We start from the raw sequence: 16,992 nt of genomic DNA, 5'->3' as shown, positions 1-16,992 counted from the left end.
AAGCGGTCTGCGCTTCAGCTCCCGACGACGCCGCCGTCCGCACGCCTGATCACCAGCGTCGCCGAACGCGGGCGGCCACCGGTCACCCCGGCGAACTGGTTCGCCGGCCATCCCGACCCTGCCAGTGGCGCCGCTGGCGACGACCGCCCACCGGCCACCTCGCCGGGATGCTGAACGTTGATGAACAGGTTGCGTGCATCCGGCGTGGCGCTGATGCCGGTGATCTCGCAACCCTTGGGTCCTGTCAGGAAGCGCCGAATCTCACCGCTGGCGACGTCGGCAACCAGCATCTGATTGTTGCCGAAGCGCTGGTGATCGCCACGGTTGAGGACGCTGCCGGAGACATCGGTCTGGATCCACAGGCGACCTGCGCGGTCGAACCACAGCCCGTCCGGGCTGGCGAAAGCGTCACCTTTGCTGTTCCCGCGCCTGGCCGGGTCGGGGTTTTCCGGGTCGCCGGCAAGGACGAAGACGTCCCAGTCGAGAGTGTCGGCCGCCGCGTCACCCTGCGCCTCGCGCCAGCGAACAATGTGTCCAAAGATGTTCTCTGCGCGCGGATTGCCCGGCTCCGGGGTCAGGCGCTGGCGGTTGTTGGTCAGGGTGCAGTAGACGTCGCCGCTCTGCGGATCGACGGCCAGCCACTCCGGGCGGTCCATCTTCGTCGCGCCAGCGACATCGGCGGCCTGCCGGGTGCGCATCAGGATGTCCGCCTGATCGGGGAAACCGCTGCCCTCGTCGAGACCGTGCTGCCCATGTTGCAGGGCCAGCCAGCGACCTTTCCCGTCGGCGTCGAAACGCGCCACGTACAGCGTTCCAACGTCGAGCAGGCGGCCGCCAGCAGCGGGCTCTCTGGCGTCGAAGCGATCGCGCGAAACGAACTTGTAGAGATATTCGAAGGCTTCGTCGTCGCTCATGTAGACCACCACGCGGCCGTCGCCGGCCAGCACGACAGTCGCACATTCGTGCTTGAAGCGACCCAAAGCGGTACGCTTGACAGGCGCCTGCGCAGGCTGCCAGGGATCGATCTCGACGACCCAGCCGAAACGATTGGCCTCGTTGGCCTCGGTGGCCACGTCGAAACGGCTGTCGTACTCGTGCCAACGGAAGCCGGCGCCGTTCGCGCGGATGCCATAGCGCTTCTGATCGGCCGTGGGCTCGCCAAGGCCGTTGAAATAGGCGTTGAAGTTCTCTTCACAGGTGAGGTAGCTGCCCCACGGCGTATGGCCCATCGCGCAATTGGCCAGCGTCCCGAAAACGACGTTGCCACGCCGGTCGTCACGGGTACGCATGCCTGGCGCACCGGCAGCCGGACCGGCGATGCGTATCGGCGTACGCGCGGTGATCCGCCGCGCGTACGCCGACGGCCGCACGAGCTGCCAGCGAAACGCGCCACCGAGTTCCCCGAGTTCCACTTCGACCACCGAAACGCCGTGCGCATTTTGTGACTTGCGCGTCTTGTCATGGCTCCACTCCGCCATCCCGTCGGGATGGAGGATCCCATCGTCGGTGTACTCGTGATTGATGCACAGCAGGCCGTGCGTCGACGACGGCTGGCCGTTCACGACCCTGGGAAAGAAATGCATCCCGTCATGATGCATTCCGGCCTGCTCGGCCTGTTCGGCGGCGCTGTTGCCAGCATCGGCGCGGAACGCGGGCCCGTTCGAGATCGGGTCGCCCCAGGCGTAGAGGAGTTGAACCGTGTAGCCGTCGGGGACGTGCACGGCGTCGTCGCTGGATACACCGATCGGCGTGAAGCCGATCGCTGGCCGGCCGGTCGGCCCGGCCAGCGCCGGTAAGCCGAAGAAGGACAGCGCAGCGCTGCCCAGACCCACCTGCAGCAGCCGCCGACGCGTAATCGCCGAAGGTGACAGCCGCGTGAGGAACGCCGCGAAGTGCGCGTTCGCGCTGTCGTTGCTGATCAGATCCCTGTCCATTGCTCGCGTCGGTCCGGGTTTGACGGAAAGAAGCGATTATCGCTCACGACGCGGCCAAACCATCAGCACGGCCGAAAAGCGCGGCTCCCAGCGCGCAAGCGCTTCGTCGTCGACCCTACGCTGCGCGATGCTGCTGGTCGTGTAGCTGCTCTTCGACGTGGCGCCGCAAGACATCGTTCATGCGCGTCTGCCAACCGTCGCCGGTCGCTTTGAAGTAGTCGAGAACTTCCGGGCTATAGCGCACCGTCACCGCCACCTTGGTCGGCAGCTTCTGCGGCCCGCGCCGACCAGGCTGGCGAACCTTTGCCTTGTTGGCCACACCGGGAGCGATTTCTACGGGGTGATTGGCATCGCCCACACCGCCAGGACCCTTCACGAGTGCCGCTTTCGCAACACGGGCCACTCGCCTGCGTTCCTTGCTGAATGTTGAAGACCCTACAACCGCTTCTTTTTTCATTTTATTAACCCTGGAAAGAATACTTCAAAGGGGCGCGAGCAGCGCGCTCAGCCCGGTACGAGAAAGCAGCGGCACCGCCGCCTACTTGACCTTGTAGAGCGCGGGCTCGGGCGCAATTACATTGCGTATCGCCACCTTGAGATCGATCAGATCGATATGGCCAAGCAGCAGCAGGCCGGCACGAACGAGCTGCCCCTTCTTGCTCGACACGCCGCGCCTTGCCAGACGCTTCTTGAGTTTGATCAGTTGCCGGTATTCGCTTTCCGGAATCCGCAGACTGCAGCGAAAGCTGCGCGCGGTCTTGTGCACTTTCTTCGTCTTTCGTGGCGGGACGAGCGCCGGCGGCATCGCGGCAAGTCTTCTGAGTTTGAGTTCTGTGGCCGCAGCGAGAATCGCTTCGGCGCTGGAAAGGCTGACTGCTGACGACATCGAAGCTCCCCCTGGCGAATAGCGCAACCGCCACCGTGCAGACACGCAGCTCGATCAAGCTTGGCGCTGCGGCCGGCCGGCTGCTGCAGTTTGTAACGACGGGGAGAGGATGCCCTGCTTGTGTGACAGATTGATGACGGTGCGTCGTCGGCCGTCCGCAGCCGCCGACAGCGACCGGCGGCTGCGACGGTGCTCAGTCGGCGAGCGCCGCGGCGAGCGTCTTCGCGTTCGTGCGCATCATGCCGAGATAGCTGTCTGCTGCCGTCCCCGGGGGGGACAGCGAATCGGAGTACAGGATGCCGCCGATACTGGCGCCCGATTCCGCGCTGATGCGTTCGAGCAGGCGCGGATCGCTGATGCTCTCGATGAACATTGCCGGGATCTTCTCCTGGCGAATCTGCCGGATGATCGCGCCAACGGCAGCGGCCGAAGGCTGTGCATCGGTGCTCACACCGACGGGTGCAATGAAGCGAATCCCATAGGCGCGAGCGAAGTAGGCAAAGGCATCGTGCGAACTCACGACAACACGCCGGGCCACGGGAAGCCTGCCCAGGCTGGCACGGATTTCGCTGTCGAGAAGGTCGATCTGCGCCTTCAAGCGGGCAGCGTTGGCCTGATAGGCGTTCTTGTTCGCCGGGTCCACCTGTGCCAGCGCGACGGCGATGTTGTCGACGTAGTGGCGCGCCTGAGCCAGATCCTGCCAGGCGTGCGGGTCGACGCCGGCGGCGTGATCGTGCGCAGCACGCCTGCCGGCAATCGCCACTTCCTTGGCCAGGAGCGTGACACCCTTGCTGGCCACCACGATCGGCCCCCGGTAGCCGGACGACTGCATCAGGCGATCGATCCAGCCTTCGAAGCCGAGGCCATTGACGACCACCAGCCGCGCCCGTGCGAGCGTCTTCACGTCAGCCGGAGTCGGCTGGTACACGTGCGCGTCGGCGAGCGGCCCGACCAGGGTGTACACCTGCACGTGCTCGCCGCCAATGCGCTGCACAAGGTCGCCGAGAATGCTGAAACTGGCGACCACCGGCAAGGACTCGGCTGCCGCGGCGCGGCCCGGCTGAGCGCCAAGGAAAACTACCAGGACAGCCGTCACCAGCCACCAGGCCGAGACCAGGAAGGGAGACGCTGACGAAGCGGCCAGCAGCGAGGGCCGAAGCGTGTTAAGGATCTTTTCTCTCATCGTCTTCCCGGAAGCTGGGTCAGCGTTCGAAGTGCCAGCCCGAGCGCCAGCAGCCGGCCAGTGGTCCGAGCGGAGCGACGAGCAGGGAAAGCAGGTAGAGACCCCCCAGCGTCAGCACGATCGCCGGGCCCGCCGGCAGATTCGCGTGATACGAAAGCAGCAGGCCGACAAAGGACCCAAGCAGCGCGACCGACACGGCGATGAGCAGCAGTGGTCCGACGTTGCACACCCACAGGCGCGCCGCAGCCGCCGGCAGGATCATGATCCCAACCGCCATCAAGGTTCCCAGGGCGTGAAAGCCGGCGACCAGATTGACCACCAGCAGGACCATGAAACCATAGTGTGCGAGGGGTCCGAGACGGCTGATTCGCGCCAGGAACGCCGGATCGCAGCCTTCGAGGACGAACAGGCGCAGACCGAGTGCGAGCACCAGCACGGACAGCGAGGCAAAGCCTGCGAGCAGGAGCAGCGCCGCGTCGTCGAGCGCCAGCACACTGCCGAAAAGGACGTGCAGCAGGTCGACGCTGCTGCCGCGCAGCGAGATGATCAAGACCCCTGCGGAAAGCGAAATCAGGTAGAAGGTCGCCAGACTGGTGTCTTCCTTGATCACCGAGTTGCGCGCCACGCCACCGGAGAGCACGGCCACCGCCAAGCCCGCGAGCAGCCCGCCGATGGTCATCGCCGGCAACGACAGCCCGGCGATCAGGTAGCCGACAGCGGCACCCGGCAGGATCGCGTGCGACATCGCATCGCCGGCCAGACTCATCCGCCGCAACATCAGGAAGACGCCGACCGGCGTCGCTCCGAGCGACAGCGCGAGACAACCGGCCAGCGCGCGGCGCATGAAAGCGAACTCGACAAACGGCGAGAGCAGCGGAATGCTGGCCAGGGTTTCGCTCATTGCGCGCCTTCGTCGGCGTGACAGACCGGCGCGTGCGCATCGCCACCGCGCCCTTCGGCAAGCTTCCGGGCGCGCAGCAGATTGGCCTCGCTGAGCACCGTCGCGGTGTCCCCGCGCGCGACGATCTCGCGCGCCAGCAACAAGGTTTCCGGGTACTCGCGGCGGACATGATCGAGGTCGTGCAGGACGGCGATCACCGTCCGCCCTTCGCCGTGCCAATGCCGCACCAGCGCTGCCAGGTCACGAACGCTGGCCGCGTCGATTGCGCCGTAGGGCTCGTCGAGGAGGACCAGCGGGGCGTCCTGCAGCAGCACTCGGGCGAAGTGCGCACGCTGCAACTGTCCGCCCGAGAGCGCGCCGATCGGACGGCTCTCCAGGCCGTTCAAACCGACCAGGTCGATCGCCGCGGCTATGCGCCTGTGCCGGGCGCGGTCGACACCGCCAAAGGCGCCGATTTCACGCCACAGACCCATCGCCACGAAGTCGTGCACGACCATCGGAAAACTGCTGTCGAGCGTCGTCAATTGGGTCAGGTAAGCGATCTGCTGGCGCTGCACGCCATGCACTTCGACGCGCCCTTGCAGTGGTCTCAGTTCGCCGGTGATGCCCTTGAGCAGCGTCGATTTGCCGGCACCATTCGGACCGACGATGGCCAGCAGGCTGCCGGCAGCAATTTCCCCGTGCAGGTGGTGAACCGCCGGATGCCGATTGTAGCCCAGCGTCAGATTGTCGAAACGCAGGATCGGCTGGACGCTGGATGAGTTGTTTTTGGCCATCGCTGACGCGGCGTTCAGTGCAGCGCCCAGAACACCGTCATCCACAGCAACAGCAGTGCACCGGCTGCCCAGAGCAGACGCGCAAGAGCACTGGCGCAGAGCACCGGGTTGGGGTTCTTGGCGCTTGCCGATGCGCTAGGGCTTGCAGGACGAGACATGTGCGATACGAGGCGAGGCTTCTGGACGCAGGCTGTGACCTGCCGAGGAGGGCGAATCTTGCCTCGTCCGCCAAGCAAACGCAACCGCCTGGCGAAAAGTCAGTGACCGCTCGCTTAACTGCCAAGGGCCGGCAGCCGGTCGGCGGCTCGACACCACCCAAAAACTGCAGGCATACTGCGGACCATGCTCAGAGCTCTCCTCGGCCCGCAAACGGTGCCACCGTGAACGACATCGTCGAAACCTGGCACGCACTCGATGGAACGTTGCTTGAAATGCGTCCGATGCGGCCAAGCGATGGACCTCAGGTCAAGGTGTCGCTGAACAAGCTGTCGGCCGATGCCAGGCGCAGCCGCTTCTTCGCCTCGATTGCCGAGTTCTCCGACGACGCAGTGCACCGACTGATCGATATCGATCCCGCCCGGGAGTACCTGCTGGTCGTCTTGCGCCGCGACGACAACGGCGAAATCCCGATTGCTGGCGGCCGCTTCGTTCTCGAGGATCAGCGCCCGGAATGCGCTTTCTCCCTGCTCATCGGCGATCCCTGGCAAGGGCAGGGAATCGGGCGCCGGATCATCAAGGCGCTGATTCGCGAAGCGTCACGGCGCGGCATGCGACGCATGCACGGACACGTTCTCGCCGATAACCGGCCAATGCTCGCGCTGGCACGTGCGTTACACTTCGCCGTTCGGGAAAGCGACCAGGGCGACGACGTTCTGGAGGTCGTGCGCGAGCTTCCCGTCGGCAAGTCGCCGCGCTGGACGGCGTTCTGCCGGAAATTCTGGCGCCGCCGCGGCAATCAGCGATAGTAAGGCCGACGCCTGCTGCGCTAAAGTTTCCTGGCCGCTGGCCGTTATCGTATCGTAGTCTCGCGATCCAATCGACCGCTGATGGCCGCGGTGACTACTTCAGCACATGCCCACCGCCTGCGTTTTTGCGCAGCGAGTGACCTCCAAGAACGGGACGCAGGCCTGCACGAGAGCCTGGAAGAGGCTGAAACGGCCGACCGGCTGCTGGCAGGCATCCACTACATACAAGCCGCATTGACGGCAAATTCCCCGGGAGAACGCAAATGGAAGTGGGCGGATGGAGCATCAGGACGCGCTTTGTCGTCGTATTGGTCGCGGCCGTGCTCGGCCTTGCCGCGCTCGGCCTGTACTCGCTCAACGAGCTGCGCCGGAGCATGCTCGACGATCGCAAGGACCAGATCCACGCCCTCGTCGAGGTGGCCATCGGGGTCGTCACCCGCTTTCACGATCTGGCCAAGAGCGGCGCGCTGAGCGAGGACGAGGCAAAAAGGCAGGCGCTCGAAACGGTGCGCCAGATGCGCTACGGGAACGGCGAGTATTTCTTCGTCCTGGACAGCGAGCACCACTTTGTGATGCACGCGGCGAAGGCGGCGCTGGAAGGCAAGAGCGCCGCCGACTTGCGCGACCCGAGCGGCAAACTGTTCATCCAGGAGCTGGTGAGCGTCGCACTGGGCAAGGAGCAAGGCGGCATCGTCAACTACTCCTTCGCCAAACCGGGCAGCGACAAAGCGGTCCCCAAACTCAGCTATTCCGCCCACTTCAAGCCGTGGGGCTGGGTAATCGGCACCGGCATCTATCTCGAGGACGTTGACCAGACGTTCCAGCGCGAAGCGATCAACGCCCTGATCATCATCGCGCTGGTCATTACCGTCCTCGCCGGCGTATCGATCTGGATCGGGCGCAGCGTGCTGCGCCAGCTGGGCGGCGAACCTGCCGACGCGTCGGCGATCGCGCTGCGCATCGCCGGCGGCGACCTCGGCCAGGAAATAAACGCCGGGAGACTGCTCGTTGGCAGCCTGATGCATTCGATCGCGCAGATGCAGAACCGCCTGCGTGGCATCATCGCCGAGATCGGCCAGTTGTCCAGTTCTCTGGCCAGCAGCGCCAGCGAAATTTCGGTAGCGACCGACGAAACGCGCCACGCGGCCGAGGCGCAGGCCAACTCGACGTCGGCAACGGCTGCTTCGATCGAGGAACTGACGGTGAGCATCAACGAGGTGGCCCAGAACGCTCAGCTGACCGGAGAGAACTCTCAAGCCGCTGCGAGCTGCGCTGAACAGGGGCGTGCACTGGTCAGCAGCTCGGCCGCCGAAATCGAGAAAGTCGCCGAAATCGTCGCCCGCTCGTCCGAGCAGATCCGCCTGCTGGCGACGCGTTCACGGGATATTGGCGGTATTGCCGAGGTGATCAGGGAGATCGCCGAGCAGACCAACCTGCTGGCACTGAATGCGGCCATCGAAGCCGCCCGCGCCGGCGAGCAGGGGCGCGGCTTCGCCGTCGTCGCCGACGAGGTGCGCAAGCTCGCCGAACGAACCAGCAAGGCAACCAATCAGATCAGCACCATGGTCGTCAGCGTGCAGGCCGACACCGACCTGGCAGTCGGCGCCATGGGTGAAGCCGCCCCGCAGGTCAAGAGAAGCCTCGACAAGGCACGCGAAGCCAGCGATATGCTCGAATCGATCCACAGCCAGGCGCACGAGTCGAGCGAACGAGTACAGCAGGTGGCGGCCGCGACCCGTGAACAGGCGACGGTGGCCAACGACATCGCCGGGCACGTGCAGAACATCGCTTCGATGACCGAGGAGACCAACGCCACGATGCTCAGCAATGCCGAAGCGGCCAACGCACTCAATGGCATGGCCAACCAATTGCGCGAGACAGTGGCCTATTTTCGTGTCGCCTGACGATATGAGCACGGCCGGCGCCAGGGAGACACGCAGGCCGCGGACGCCCGCTGTCAGCGTCAGGCTTTCAGCAATTCCTCGCGATTTCCCAGCCAGCGCCGCAGCTGCTGCGCGGCGCGCTCGGGATCGTCGCGCAGCAGTTGCGCCGCCATCTCCTGCGCCAGTTCGACGAGGTCGGCGTCGACTTCGAGGTCGGCATAGCGGAGCAGTGGCACACCCGACTGGCGGCTGCCGATGAACTCCCCGGGGCCGCGCAAACGAAGGTCCTGACGGGCAATCTCGAAACCGTCGCTGTGCTCGAAGATGATCTTCAGGCGTGCGCGCGCGGCTGCCGACAATGGCTGCTGATAGAGCAGCACGCAAACCGACGCATGCGCGCCGCGCCCGACACGTCCGCGCAACTGATGCAGCTGCGCAAGCCCGAAGCGCTCGGCGTGCTCGATGACCATCAAACTGGCGTTGGCAACGTCGACGCCAACTTCGATGACCGTCGTCGCCACCAGCACGTCGATCTCGCCGGCGACGAATGCCGCCATCACGGCCGCTTTCTCGGCGCCGCCAAGGCGACCGTGCACCAGACCGATGCGCAGACCGGCCAGCTCGCCGACCAAAGCCGTATACGTGTCGAGTGCCGCCTGCAGTTGCAGCTTCGCCGACTCCTCGATCAGGGGGCAGACCCAGTAAGCCTGGCGCCCGTCGGCGACGACTGCCCGCACAGCGGCAGTGACTTCCGCGCGGCGCGCGTCCGAGAACAGCCGCGTTCGCACCGGTGAGCGGCCAGCCGGTGTTTCGTCGATCAGCGACACATCGAGATCGGCGTAATAGCTCATCGCCAGCGTGCGCGGAATCGGCGTCGCCGACATCATCAACTGGTGCGGGTTGCCCCCTTTGCGCCGCAGGTCGAGTCGCTGCACGACGCCGAAACGATGTTGTTCATCGATGATCGCCAGACCCAGACGGGCAAAATCCAGGCCTTCCTGAATCAGCGCGTGCGTCCCGACGACCAGTTGCGCGCTCGTCGCCGCCTGCTGCCGCAGCGCTCGCCGGGTCTTCGCCCCGAGACGACCCGACAGGCACACGACCTCGACGCCAAGAGGTTCCAGCCAGGCACGCAGCTTGAGGCTGTGCTGTTCGGCAAGGATTTCGGTCGGGGCCATGAAGGCAGCCTGATAACCGGCCTCGATGGTCTGGCAAATCGCCAGCGCGGCGACAATCGTCTTGCCGCAGCCAACGTCGCCCTGCAGCAGGCGCTGCATCGGGAACGGCTGTTCGAGGTCGGCGCCGATCTCGCCGGCAACGCGCCGTTGCGCGCCGGTCAGCGCAAAGGGCAGCGCCGAAACGAGGGCCTTGGCCAGCCCGCCGGTGGCGATCAGCAGCGGCGCCCCCTTGCGTCGACGAGCCAGGTAGGCGCGGCGCAGCGACAGCTGCTGGGCGAGCAGCTCGTCGAATTTGATCCGTCGCCAGGCCGGATGGCTGCGGCCCTGCAGCAGGGCAGCGGCGAGCTCGGGCGGCGGCGAGTGCAGCAAGTGCACCGCCGCCGACAGGGCAGGCAGGCGGTGCGCCGCGCACCAGCCGGCGTCAAGCAACTCGCCAAGGTCGACGTCGCGCAAGGCACGCGCGACAAGCTGGCGCAGCGTCCCTTGCGCGAGGCCGGCAGTGCTCGGATAAACCGGGGTCAGTGACTTCGGCAGCGCTTCGTCGGTGCTCTCTGTGCGCAGGATGCGATAGCGTGGATGGACCATTTCGAGACCGAGAAAACCGTCGCGAATCTCGCCGAAGGCGCGCAGCGGCAGCCTCTTTTGGCGCGCGTTCTCGAACGCCCTTTGCTGGCTGCCGTAGAAGCTCAGAAAGCGCAGGCGAAGCAGGCTTCTTTCGTCACCGTGCTCAGCGCTGACGTCACTGACTGTGACCAGCAGTTGGCGGCGCGACGCGACGCTGACCACGACATCGACAACCAGCACCTCGACCTGCAATGGAACACCCAGCGGCGCCGCGGCAACAGCGACGACGGACGTCTCGTCCTCGTAGCGCAAAGGCAGGTGCAGAACGAGGTCTTCGCGCCGCTCGAGGCCCAGCTTGTGCAGGCGGCTCCTGATCGCGGGCGGCGCGTCGATCTCGTCCGCCGCCGGCATCAGCCGCCGAGGACCAGCACCGCGTCGGCCTCGACCAGCCCGTTGCGTGGCAAGGCCGCGACGCCGACCGCAGCGCGTGCCGGAAACGGCTCCGAGAAGTAGCCTTTCATCACCTCATTGACCTTCGCGAAGTGGGCAAGATCGGTGAGATAGACATTCACCTTCACGACGTCGGCCAGTGAACCGCCCGACGCCTCGGCAAGCGCCTTGAGGTTGTCGAAAACGCGCACGATCTGCGCGTCAATCCCGTCGACGACGTCCATGCTTACCGGGTCGAGTCCGATCTGACCGGAGAGGTAGACCGTATCGCCCACTCTTACCGCTTGCGAGTAGGTGCCAATCGCCGCTGGCGCGGCGCTGGTCGAGATGATCGTTCTTGCCATGGTGGTGTCCTCTACAATGGATCCGGTTGAAACAGGAGAGTGTAAATGAGCACTGCAATCATCGCCAATCTCGAAAAACTGCTCGACGGTCCGCGCGACGGCGCCCTGCTCCGCTATTCGCTGGGCAACGAGCACCTCAAGGCCGGCGATTTCGAACAGGCCGCCCGGCGCTTGCGTGAGGCGGTCGAACGTGACGCGACCTACTCCGCCGCCTGGAAGCTGCTCGGCAAGGCACTCAGCGCAGGCGCTCACCCTCAGGAAGCCCTCGCCGCCTATGCACAGGGAATTGTCGTTGCCGAAGAAAAAGGCGACGTCCAGGCGGCCCGGGAGATGCGCGTTTTTTCCCGCCGCGTGCAGCAACAACTGTCGGCGACGAGCGACTGAAGCGGCCTAGGGTTTGCCGATCCGATGCACGGTACTCGGCACATCGATGCCCAGCTTGCCGAGTTTCCGGCGCGCCGCCTCGGCTTCGGCACGATTCTTGAAAGGGCCAATCTGCAAGCGTGCCTCGACCGTCGAGGGAATTCCTTCCTGCGCCAGCCGGCCCTGCCACTCTTCGGCGAGAGCCAGATCGGAGAACAGCCCGGACTGGACGATGTAGCCCGACACCAGCCGCACGGCAACAGGAGCAGGCGCTTCGACTACCGGAGGCGGCGGCGTGGCAGCGCTTGCAGTGCCATCGCCCGGCTTCTTGACAGCGGGCGGCAGGGCCGGCGTCGCGGCGACACGTGGAGGTGGAGGTGGCGGTGGAGGGGGCGCGGAAAGGGCGCCGGGTTTTTCGCCAGCGGTGGCACCTGCCTTCGACAGCGGTCGCGTCTGCACGCTGGCGCCAGCCGTTTTCCTGGCAGCGCTTTCGCCACCGGCTTCGCTGGCGACTTCGCTGCTCACCTCGGTGGCCGCTGACTCGGTGGATACAGGCGGCGCGTCGTCCGGTGTTTCAGCCGGCGTCAGCGGCAACACCGGGTCTTTCTTCCGCACCGGTACCGGTTCGGTGAACTGCTGTCCCGTAGCCAGCGAATCATCCGGCGCGTTGGCATAATCGAACAACGCCAGCACGCCGAGGAGCGCCAGAATCATCAGACCGGCGAGCCCCATTCGCCAGAGCAGTTGACGCTTGAGATCGGCGCGCCCCTCGCCAGCCGGCTGAGCCGTGCTGGCGAGGGGCGCAACTTCACCGCGGCCCCCGGCCGTGGCCTTAGTCTCGTGTCGAGCCGCCATCTGCCCCCCCTTCTCCTCTCTCAGCTTCCATCGTGGCGATTGCGCACCAGGGCCACCACCAGATCCGCCTCGGCACGAGCAATGCCGCATTGCTGGGCGATCGTCGCCGCGTCCTGCCCCTGAGCCGCCATCTGCATGGCATCATTGTACAGCGGCGAGGCGTCGTGCCCTGCCGACTCCGCGAAGTGCGAGACCTGCGCCAACTGGCGCCGGAAGTCTTCACGGGCGGCCAACAGGTCCTGGCGCAGGTCATCGACCTCGCAGCGCAGCTGGTAGAGGTCTTCCTGCAGCGAGTCGATCTGGGCCTGCCCGGGAATCTCCGCCGGAGGCTCGTTCCACGCGAAGTCAAGCTCGTCGGCGGCAACAGGCGCTGCCGGCTCCTGTGCGCCGGGCGATTCTGCGCCAACGCCGGAATCGGTGGCTTTGGCCTCGACCTCTGCCGGGCCTGGCTCTGGCGTCACTGCCGCGGCCGCATCCACTTCCTGAATGCCGGTATACGCAGCTACCGCCGACTGGGCGAGCGACGGTGACGGCAGAGAAACCTTGAGTTCCTTCTGCAGGCGGCGCATGCGCAGAAAGATGACGACGATGTAAGACAGGAGGAGGACGATGACCAGAATCAAGCCTTCGCGCCAGCCCAGACTGCCCAGTAGCTCGAAATCCATGGCCCGCCCTAGTGACTGTGTTTGTCAGACATTATCCCGGAAACGGCCGGTCATCGCTCGCTTCGCCGCGTCGCCCCCTGTGCCGCCCCCTGCCCTGCGACGATTATGCCAGACACCTGCGTGGCGCCAATCGCCTTCTTGCCCCTTGACGTGCCTGATGAGAACTGAAGCAAGCAACCGGTGAAGCGTAGGGACGACGAGGGCGCCCGCGACCCGCGCTGCGAGCGCCCGGAAAAAAACCCTCGCCCAACGGGCGAGGACTGCCAACCCACTTGCAGCAGGTTCTACCGGAGATCTACTGGATGGACTCGAACAGCCCGGCGGCGCCCATTCCGGTGCCGATACACATGGTCACCATGCCGTAACGCTGCCGGGTGCGTCGCAGTCCATGCAGTAGCGTTGCGGTTCTGACGGCACCCGTCGCTCCCAGCGGGTGGCCAAGTGCGATCGCCCCGCCGAGCGGGTTGACTTTCGCCGGATCGAGGTCGAGCGTACGTATCACGGCCAGCGCCTGGGCGGCGAAGGCTTCGTTGAGCTCGAACCAGTCCACCGCGTCCTGGCGGATTCCGGCCTGTTTGAGCACGCGCGGAATCGCTTCGACCGGACCGATGCCCATGATCTCGGGGGCCACGCCAGCCACGGCAAAGCCGGCAAAACGCGCCATCGGCCGCAGATTGAACTCTTTGAGGATTCTTTCCGAGACGACGAGGACGGCCGCCGCGCCATCGGACATCTGCGAACTGTTGCCGGCAGTGACCGAGCCGTGCGCGGCAAACACCGGCCGCAAGCGGGCGAGCCGCTCGATGCTGCTGTCCGAACGCGGGCCTTCGTCGTTCTCGGCCAGATACTCCTTGATCTGCACTTCGCCGGTGTGCAGATTGGGCTGCCGGGCAGTGACCGCGTACGGAGAAATCTCGGCCTTGAAATGCCCGGCAGCGATTGCCGCGCAGGCTTTCCGGTGCGAGGCGACGGCGAAGGCGTCCTGGTCCTCACGCGAAACCTGCCACTGCGCAGCGACTTTTTCGGCGGTCAGCCCCATCCCGAAGGCGATCGAGTAGTTCTCGTCCTTGGCGAAGATCGCCGGGTTGAGGGCAACCTTGTTGCCCATCATCTGGTTCATCAGCGACATCGTTTCGGTCCCCGCAGCGACCATCACCTCGGCTTCGCCGAGACGAATGCGATCGGCAGCCATGGCCACCGCCTGCACGCCGGAAGCGCAGAAGCGGTTCACGGTCACCCCGGGAACGGTATTCGGCATGCCGGCCAGCAACAGGCCGATACGGGCGACGTTCATCCCCTGTTCGGCCTCGGGCATCGCACAGCCGACGATCACGTCTTCGACCAGCACCGGGTCGATTTCCGGCGCCTGCGCCAGCACCGAGGCGATGGCGTGCGCCAGCATGTCGTCGGGCCGAACGTGCCCGAGCATGCCCTTGCGTCGGCCGACCGGCAAACGCGTGGCGGCGACGATGTAAGCGTCCTGAATCTGTTTGCTCATGATCTGTTCTCCTTGCTTGCTCGGTGGGTCAGTTGCGTAGCGCTTTGCCGGTGGCCAGCATGTGCTGGATGCGCTGCTGCGTCTTCTCGTTCTTCAGCAGCGCGACGAAGAGCTGGCGCTCGACACTCAGCAGCCATTGCTCGTCGACCAGAGATCCGGTCTCGACGTCGCCACCGCAGAGCGCCGTGGCTGCTGCTTTGGCGACGGCGTAGTCGTGTGCCGAGATCATGCCGCCTTCCTTCATGTTGACCAGCATCATTTCGCAGTTGGCAATTCCGGTGCGCCCGGCAACCTTGATCTGACGCGGCGACAGACGCGGGTAATAGCCGCCCTCGGCGTAGCCGCGCGCCTCGCGCAGCGCGACGTAAAGCAGTTCCTTGGCGTTGAAGACGATCTTGTCCGCATCGACGGCGAAACCGAGTTCCCTGGCCTGCACGCCGCTCTTCGACACCGTCGCCATGGCGATGGTCATGAAGACCGGCTGGAGGAACTCGAAGGGGTCGTTACCGGCGGTTCTCGCCGCGTGCTGCGCGGCGCGAATGGCGAACTCCTTGCAGCCACCGCCGGCCGGGATCAGTCCGACGCCGGCTTCGACCAGACCGATGTAGCTTTCCAGCGCAATCACCCGCTTCGCGGCGTGCATCAGAAATTCGCAGCCACCACCGAGCGCCATGCCCTGGACCGCGGCAATCACCGGCACCTTGGCGTACTTCAGGGCCATCGACGTGTTCTGAAACTCGGCGACGTATTTTTCGAGCAGATCGAACTGACCCGCGGCGATCGCTTCGGCGACCTCCTTGAGGTTGGCACCGAAGGCAAACGGCGCCTCGTGCCAGAGCACCAGGGCACTATAATCGGCTTCGGCACGAGCCACGGCTTCCTGCAAGCCAACGATCACCTCGCGTCCGAGCGTGTGGTTCCTGGTCTTGACGCTGACGATGGCGATGCCGTCGTCGACCTGCGGCAGCGTCCACAAACGAACACCGTCGTTCTCCCAGACCGTCGCGCCGCTCACCGCCTCTTCGCTCAAGATCCGCTCGGGAAAAATCTGCCGCTGATAGACGGGCAGCCGCGAACGCGCGTGATAGGCGTCGGCACTCGCCGAGTAAGAGCCCTGTGGCGTGTGCACGCCCTTTTCGGCGACCTGGCCAAAGACCCACGCCGGCAGCGCTGCCGAACTCATCGCCTGGCCGGCGTCGACGTCGGCCTTGACCGCTTCGGCAATCGCCTTCCAGCCGGCTGCCTGCCAGCTTTCGAAGGGTCCCTGCGCCCAGCCAAAGCCCCAACGCATCGCGAAATCGAGATCGCGGGCGTTATCGGCAATTTCGGCGAGGTGGAAAGCGGCGTAATGAAAGATGTCGCGAAAAATGGCCCACAGGAAGCGGGCCTGCGGATGCGTGCTGGCGCGCAGTTGCGCGAATTTCGCGGCCGGATCGCGATTCTTGAGGATCGCCAGAACCTGCGGGTCGATTTCGGCGCCGCTTTCTCGATAATCCTGCGCCGCAAGATCGAGCACCTTGATCGCCCGCCCGTCCTTGCGGAAGATTCCGCAACGCGTCTTCTGGCCAAGCGCACCCTTGCCGATCAGTGCTGCCAGCCATGCCGGTACCGCGTAATGGCCGTGCCAGGGGTCGTCGGGCAAGGTGTCCTGCATGGTCTTGATGACGTGTGCCAGCGTGTCGAGTCCGACGACGTCGGCGGTGCGGTAGGTGGCGCTCTTCGGACGGCCAATGAGCGGACCGGTGAGCGCATCGACGACGTCGAAACCGAGCCCCAGGCGCTCGGTGTGATGCATCACCGCCAGGATCGAGAAGACGCCGACACGATTGGCGACGAAGTTCGGCGTATCGCGCGCGCGCACGATTCCCTTGCCGAGACGCGAGACCAGCCACGATTCGAGGTTGTCGAGCAGCGCCGGGTCGGTGGTCTCGATGGCGATCAGTTCGACCAGATGCATGTAGCGCGGCGGATTGAAGAAATGGATGCCGCAGAAACGTGAACGCAAGGGCTCGGGCAGCGCTTCGGACAGGCGGTTGATCGACAGCCCGGAGGTGTTCGAGGCAATGATCGCGTCCGGAGACACAAAGGGCGCGATCTGGCGATAGAGATCGTCTTTCCACTCGCTCTTCTCGGCGATCGCTTCGATGATCAGGTCGCAGTCGCGCAGTTGTTCAAGGTGCTGCGCGTAGTTGGCGGCGTCGATGTAGGCAACGCGGTCCTTGCTGGCCAGCGGCGACGGCTCGAGCTTGCGCAGTGCGTCGATGGCGCGGTTGACGATTCCGTTGGTGTCGCCTTCCCTGGCGGGCAGGTCGAAAAGCAGCACCGGCACTTCGGCGTTGGCCAGATGCGCGGCGATCTGCGCGCCCATCACCCCCGCCCCGAGTACGGCGGCCTTGCGTACGATGAAGTTGCTCAAGCTGTCCTCCTGTTCCTGTCTGTTTATCGACGCCCGCCGGGAAAGCCCCGCCGCGCTTGTGCACAAAAAAACTATCAAACGAACGTTTGAATTATACATTTCCAATGGCCTTCGTCAACAGGAACACGGGC

The 16,992-nt window shown here is 65.2% G+C and carries 16 protein-coding genes; 3 read left to right on the top strand and 13 right to left on the bottom strand.

The annotated features are described in order from the left end of the window. Nucleotides 1-14 precede the first annotated feature (14 nt). The 7 genes from QZ613_RS03075 to QZ613_RS03045 all read right to left on the bottom strand — a co-directional run bounded on the left by QZ613_RS03075 (nucleotide 15) and on the right by QZ613_RS03045 (nucleotide 5,838). Complete coding sequence (locus QZ613_RS03075; protein ID WP_291981472.1) at nucleotides 15-1,934, bottom strand: PhoX family phosphatase; 1,920 nt, start codon at nucleotides 1,932-1,934, stop codon at nucleotides 15-17. A 115-nt stretch (nucleotides 1,935-2,049) separates the two neighbouring features. After that, on the bottom strand, nucleotides 2,050-2,337 hold the full coding sequence (locus QZ613_RS03070; protein WP_291981470.1) for a BrnA antitoxin family protein: 288 nt from the start codon (nucleotides 2,335-2,337) through the stop codon (nucleotides 2,050-2,052). Nucleotides 2,338-2,472: 135 nt separating this feature from the next. Further along, nucleotides 2,473-2,820 carry a hypothetical protein gene (locus QZ613_RS03065; RefSeq protein ID WP_291981468.1) on the bottom strand — a complete coding sequence of 116 codons (348 nt, stop codon included), beginning with the start codon at nucleotides 2,818-2,820 and terminating at the stop codon, nucleotides 2,473-2,475. Between the two features lie 193 nt (nucleotides 2,821-3,013). Beyond that, on the bottom strand, nucleotides 3,014-4,003 hold the full coding sequence (locus QZ613_RS03060; protein ID WP_291981466.1) for a zinc ABC transporter substrate-binding protein: 990 nt from the start codon (nucleotides 4,001-4,003) through the stop codon (nucleotides 3,014-3,016). A 19-nt stretch (nucleotides 4,004-4,022) separates the two neighbouring features. Further along, nucleotides 4,023-4,904, bottom strand: a complete 882-nt coding sequence (locus QZ613_RS03055) for a metal ABC transporter permease (protein WP_291981463.1) — start codon at nucleotides 4,902-4,904, stop codon at nucleotides 4,023-4,025. Then, nucleotides 4,901-5,680, bottom strand: coding sequence for an ABC transporter ATP-binding protein (locus tag QZ613_RS03050; protein WP_043563738.1), 780 nt, complete (start codon nucleotides 5,678-5,680; stop codon nucleotides 4,901-4,903). The genes QZ613_RS03055 and QZ613_RS03050 overlap by 4 nt, the downstream gene beginning before the upstream one ends. A gap of 14 nt (nucleotides 5,681-5,694) precedes the next feature. Further along, complete coding sequence (locus QZ613_RS03045; protein WP_291863007.1) at nucleotides 5,695-5,838, bottom strand: hypothetical protein; 144 nt, start codon at nucleotides 5,836-5,838, stop codon at nucleotides 5,695-5,697. Nucleotides 5,839-6,060: 222 nt separating this feature from the next. Here QZ613_RS03045 and QZ613_RS03040 point away from each other — a divergent pair, with 222 nt between their 5' ends. Continuing rightward, the gene (locus tag QZ613_RS03040; RefSeq protein ID WP_291902355.1) at nucleotides 6,061-6,645 is read left to right on the top strand and encodes a GNAT family N-acetyltransferase; all 585 of its coding nucleotides are present in this window, start codon (nucleotides 6,061-6,063) and stop codon (nucleotides 6,643-6,645) included. Between the two features lie 263 nt (nucleotides 6,646-6,908). Next, nucleotides 6,909-8,549, top strand: a complete 1,641-nt coding sequence (locus QZ613_RS03035) for a methyl-accepting chemotaxis protein (protein WP_291902353.1) — start codon at nucleotides 6,909-6,911, stop codon at nucleotides 8,547-8,549. A gap of 59 nt (nucleotides 8,550-8,608) precedes the next feature. On the opposite strand, the gene recG is transcribed toward QZ613_RS03035, so the two are convergent. Both recG and QZ613_RS03025 read right to left on the bottom strand, forming a co-directional pair. Further along, nucleotides 8,609-10,681: an ATP-dependent DNA helicase RecG gene (gene recG / locus QZ613_RS03030; RefSeq protein WP_291981461.1), complete on the bottom strand. Its 2,073-nt coding sequence runs from the start codon at nucleotides 10,679-10,681 to the stop codon at nucleotides 8,609-8,611. After that, complete coding sequence (locus QZ613_RS03025; protein ID WP_291981459.1) at nucleotides 10,681-11,064, bottom strand: RidA family protein; 384 nt, start codon at nucleotides 11,062-11,064, stop codon at nucleotides 10,681-10,683. Before QZ613_RS03025 ends, recG begins: the two co-directional genes overlap by 1 nt. A 45-nt stretch (nucleotides 11,065-11,109) precedes the next feature. Here QZ613_RS03025 and QZ613_RS03020 point away from each other — a divergent pair, with 45 nt between their 5' ends. Further along, the gene (locus QZ613_RS03020) at nucleotides 11,110-11,448 is read left to right on the top strand and encodes a tetratricopeptide repeat protein (RefSeq protein ID WP_291863853.1); all 339 of its coding nucleotides are present in this window, start codon (nucleotides 11,110-11,112) and stop codon (nucleotides 11,446-11,448) included. Nucleotides 11,449-11,454: 6 nt separating this feature from the next. On the opposite strand, the gene QZ613_RS03015 is transcribed toward QZ613_RS03020, so the two are convergent. From QZ613_RS03015 to QZ613_RS03000, 4 genes are all read right to left on the bottom strand, one after another. Beyond that, nucleotides 11,455-12,282 (bottom strand): SPOR domain-containing protein, encoded by an 828-nt coding sequence (locus QZ613_RS03015; RefSeq protein WP_291981456.1) that lies wholly within the window; start codon nucleotides 12,280-12,282, stop codon nucleotides 11,455-11,457. A 20-nt stretch (nucleotides 12,283-12,302) separates the two neighbouring features. Continuing rightward, nucleotides 12,303-12,947: a DUF2802 domain-containing protein gene (locus QZ613_RS03010; RefSeq protein WP_043563750.1), complete on the bottom strand. Its 645-nt coding sequence runs from the start codon at nucleotides 12,945-12,947 to the stop codon at nucleotides 12,303-12,305. A gap of 295 nt (nucleotides 12,948-13,242) precedes the next feature. Further along, nucleotides 13,243-14,445 (bottom strand): acetyl-CoA C-acyltransferase, encoded by a 1,203-nt coding sequence (locus tag QZ613_RS03005; protein ID WP_291981454.1) that lies wholly within the window; start codon nucleotides 14,443-14,445, stop codon nucleotides 13,243-13,245. A 28-nt stretch (nucleotides 14,446-14,473) separates the two neighbouring features. Further along, a complete protein-coding gene (locus QZ613_RS03000; protein ID WP_291981452.1) occupies nucleotides 14,474-16,861 on the bottom strand; it encodes a 3-hydroxyacyl-CoA dehydrogenase/enoyl-CoA hydratase family protein in 2,388 nt (795 codons plus the stop codon). Between the last annotated feature and the right edge of the window lie 131 nt (nucleotides 16,862-16,992).

This window comes from Candidatus Accumulibacter sp. ACC005 (assembly GCF_907163215.1).
Lineage (GTDB): Bacteria > Pseudomonadota > Gammaproteobacteria > Burkholderiales > Rhodocyclaceae > Accumulibacter > Accumulibacter regalis.
Note: the sequence above shows the minus strand (reverse complement) of the source record. Positions and strands in the feature narration are given on the sequence as shown.

Coding starts and splice junctions, on each gene's coding strand:
- QZ613_RS03020 (WP_291863853.1), top strand. CDS start 11,110: ATGAGCACTGCAATCATCGCCAATCTCGAAAAACTGCTCGACGGTCCG.
- QZ613_RS03035 (WP_291902353.1), top strand. CDS start 6,909: ATGGAAGTGGGCGGATGGAGCATCAGGACGCGCTTTGTCGTCGTATTG.
- QZ613_RS03055 (WP_291981463.1), bottom strand. CDS start 4,904: ATGAGCGAAACCCTGGCCAGCATTCCGCTGCTCTCGCCGTTTGTCGAG.
- QZ613_RS03005 (WP_291981454.1), bottom strand. CDS start 14,445: ATGAGCAAACAGATTCAGGACGCTTACATCGTCGCCGCCACGCGTTTG.
- QZ613_RS03010 (WP_043563750.1), bottom strand. CDS start 12,947: ATGGATTTCGAGCTACTGGGCAGTCTGGGCTGGCGCGAAGGCTTGATT.
- QZ613_RS03045 (WP_291863007.1), bottom strand. CDS start 5,838: ATGTCTCGTCCTGCAAGCCCTAGCGCATCGGCAAGCGCCAAGAACCCC.
- QZ613_RS03025 (WP_291981459.1), bottom strand. CDS start 11,064: ATGGCAAGAACGATCATCTCGACCAGCGCCGCGCCAGCGGCGATTGGC.
- QZ613_RS03065 (WP_291981468.1), bottom strand. CDS start 2,820: ATGTCGTCAGCAGTCAGCCTTTCCAGCGCCGAAGCGATTCTCGCTGCG.
- QZ613_RS03060 (WP_291981466.1), bottom strand. CDS start 4,003: ATGAGAGAAAAGATCCTTAACACGCTTCGGCCCTCGCTGCTGGCCGCT.
- QZ613_RS03015 (WP_291981456.1), bottom strand. CDS start 12,282: ATGGCGGCTCGACACGAGACTAAGGCCACGGCCGGGGGCCGCGGTGAA.
- recG (WP_291981461.1), bottom strand. CDS start 10,681: ATGCCGGCGGCGGACGAGATCGACGCGCCGCCCGCGATCAGGAGCCGC.
- QZ613_RS03075 (WP_291981472.1), bottom strand. CDS start 1,934: ATGGACAGGGATCTGATCAGCAACGACAGCGCGAACGCGCACTTCGCG.
- QZ613_RS03050 (WP_043563738.1), bottom strand. CDS start 5,680: ATGGCCAAAAACAACTCATCCAGCGTCCAGCCGATCCTGCGTTTCGAC.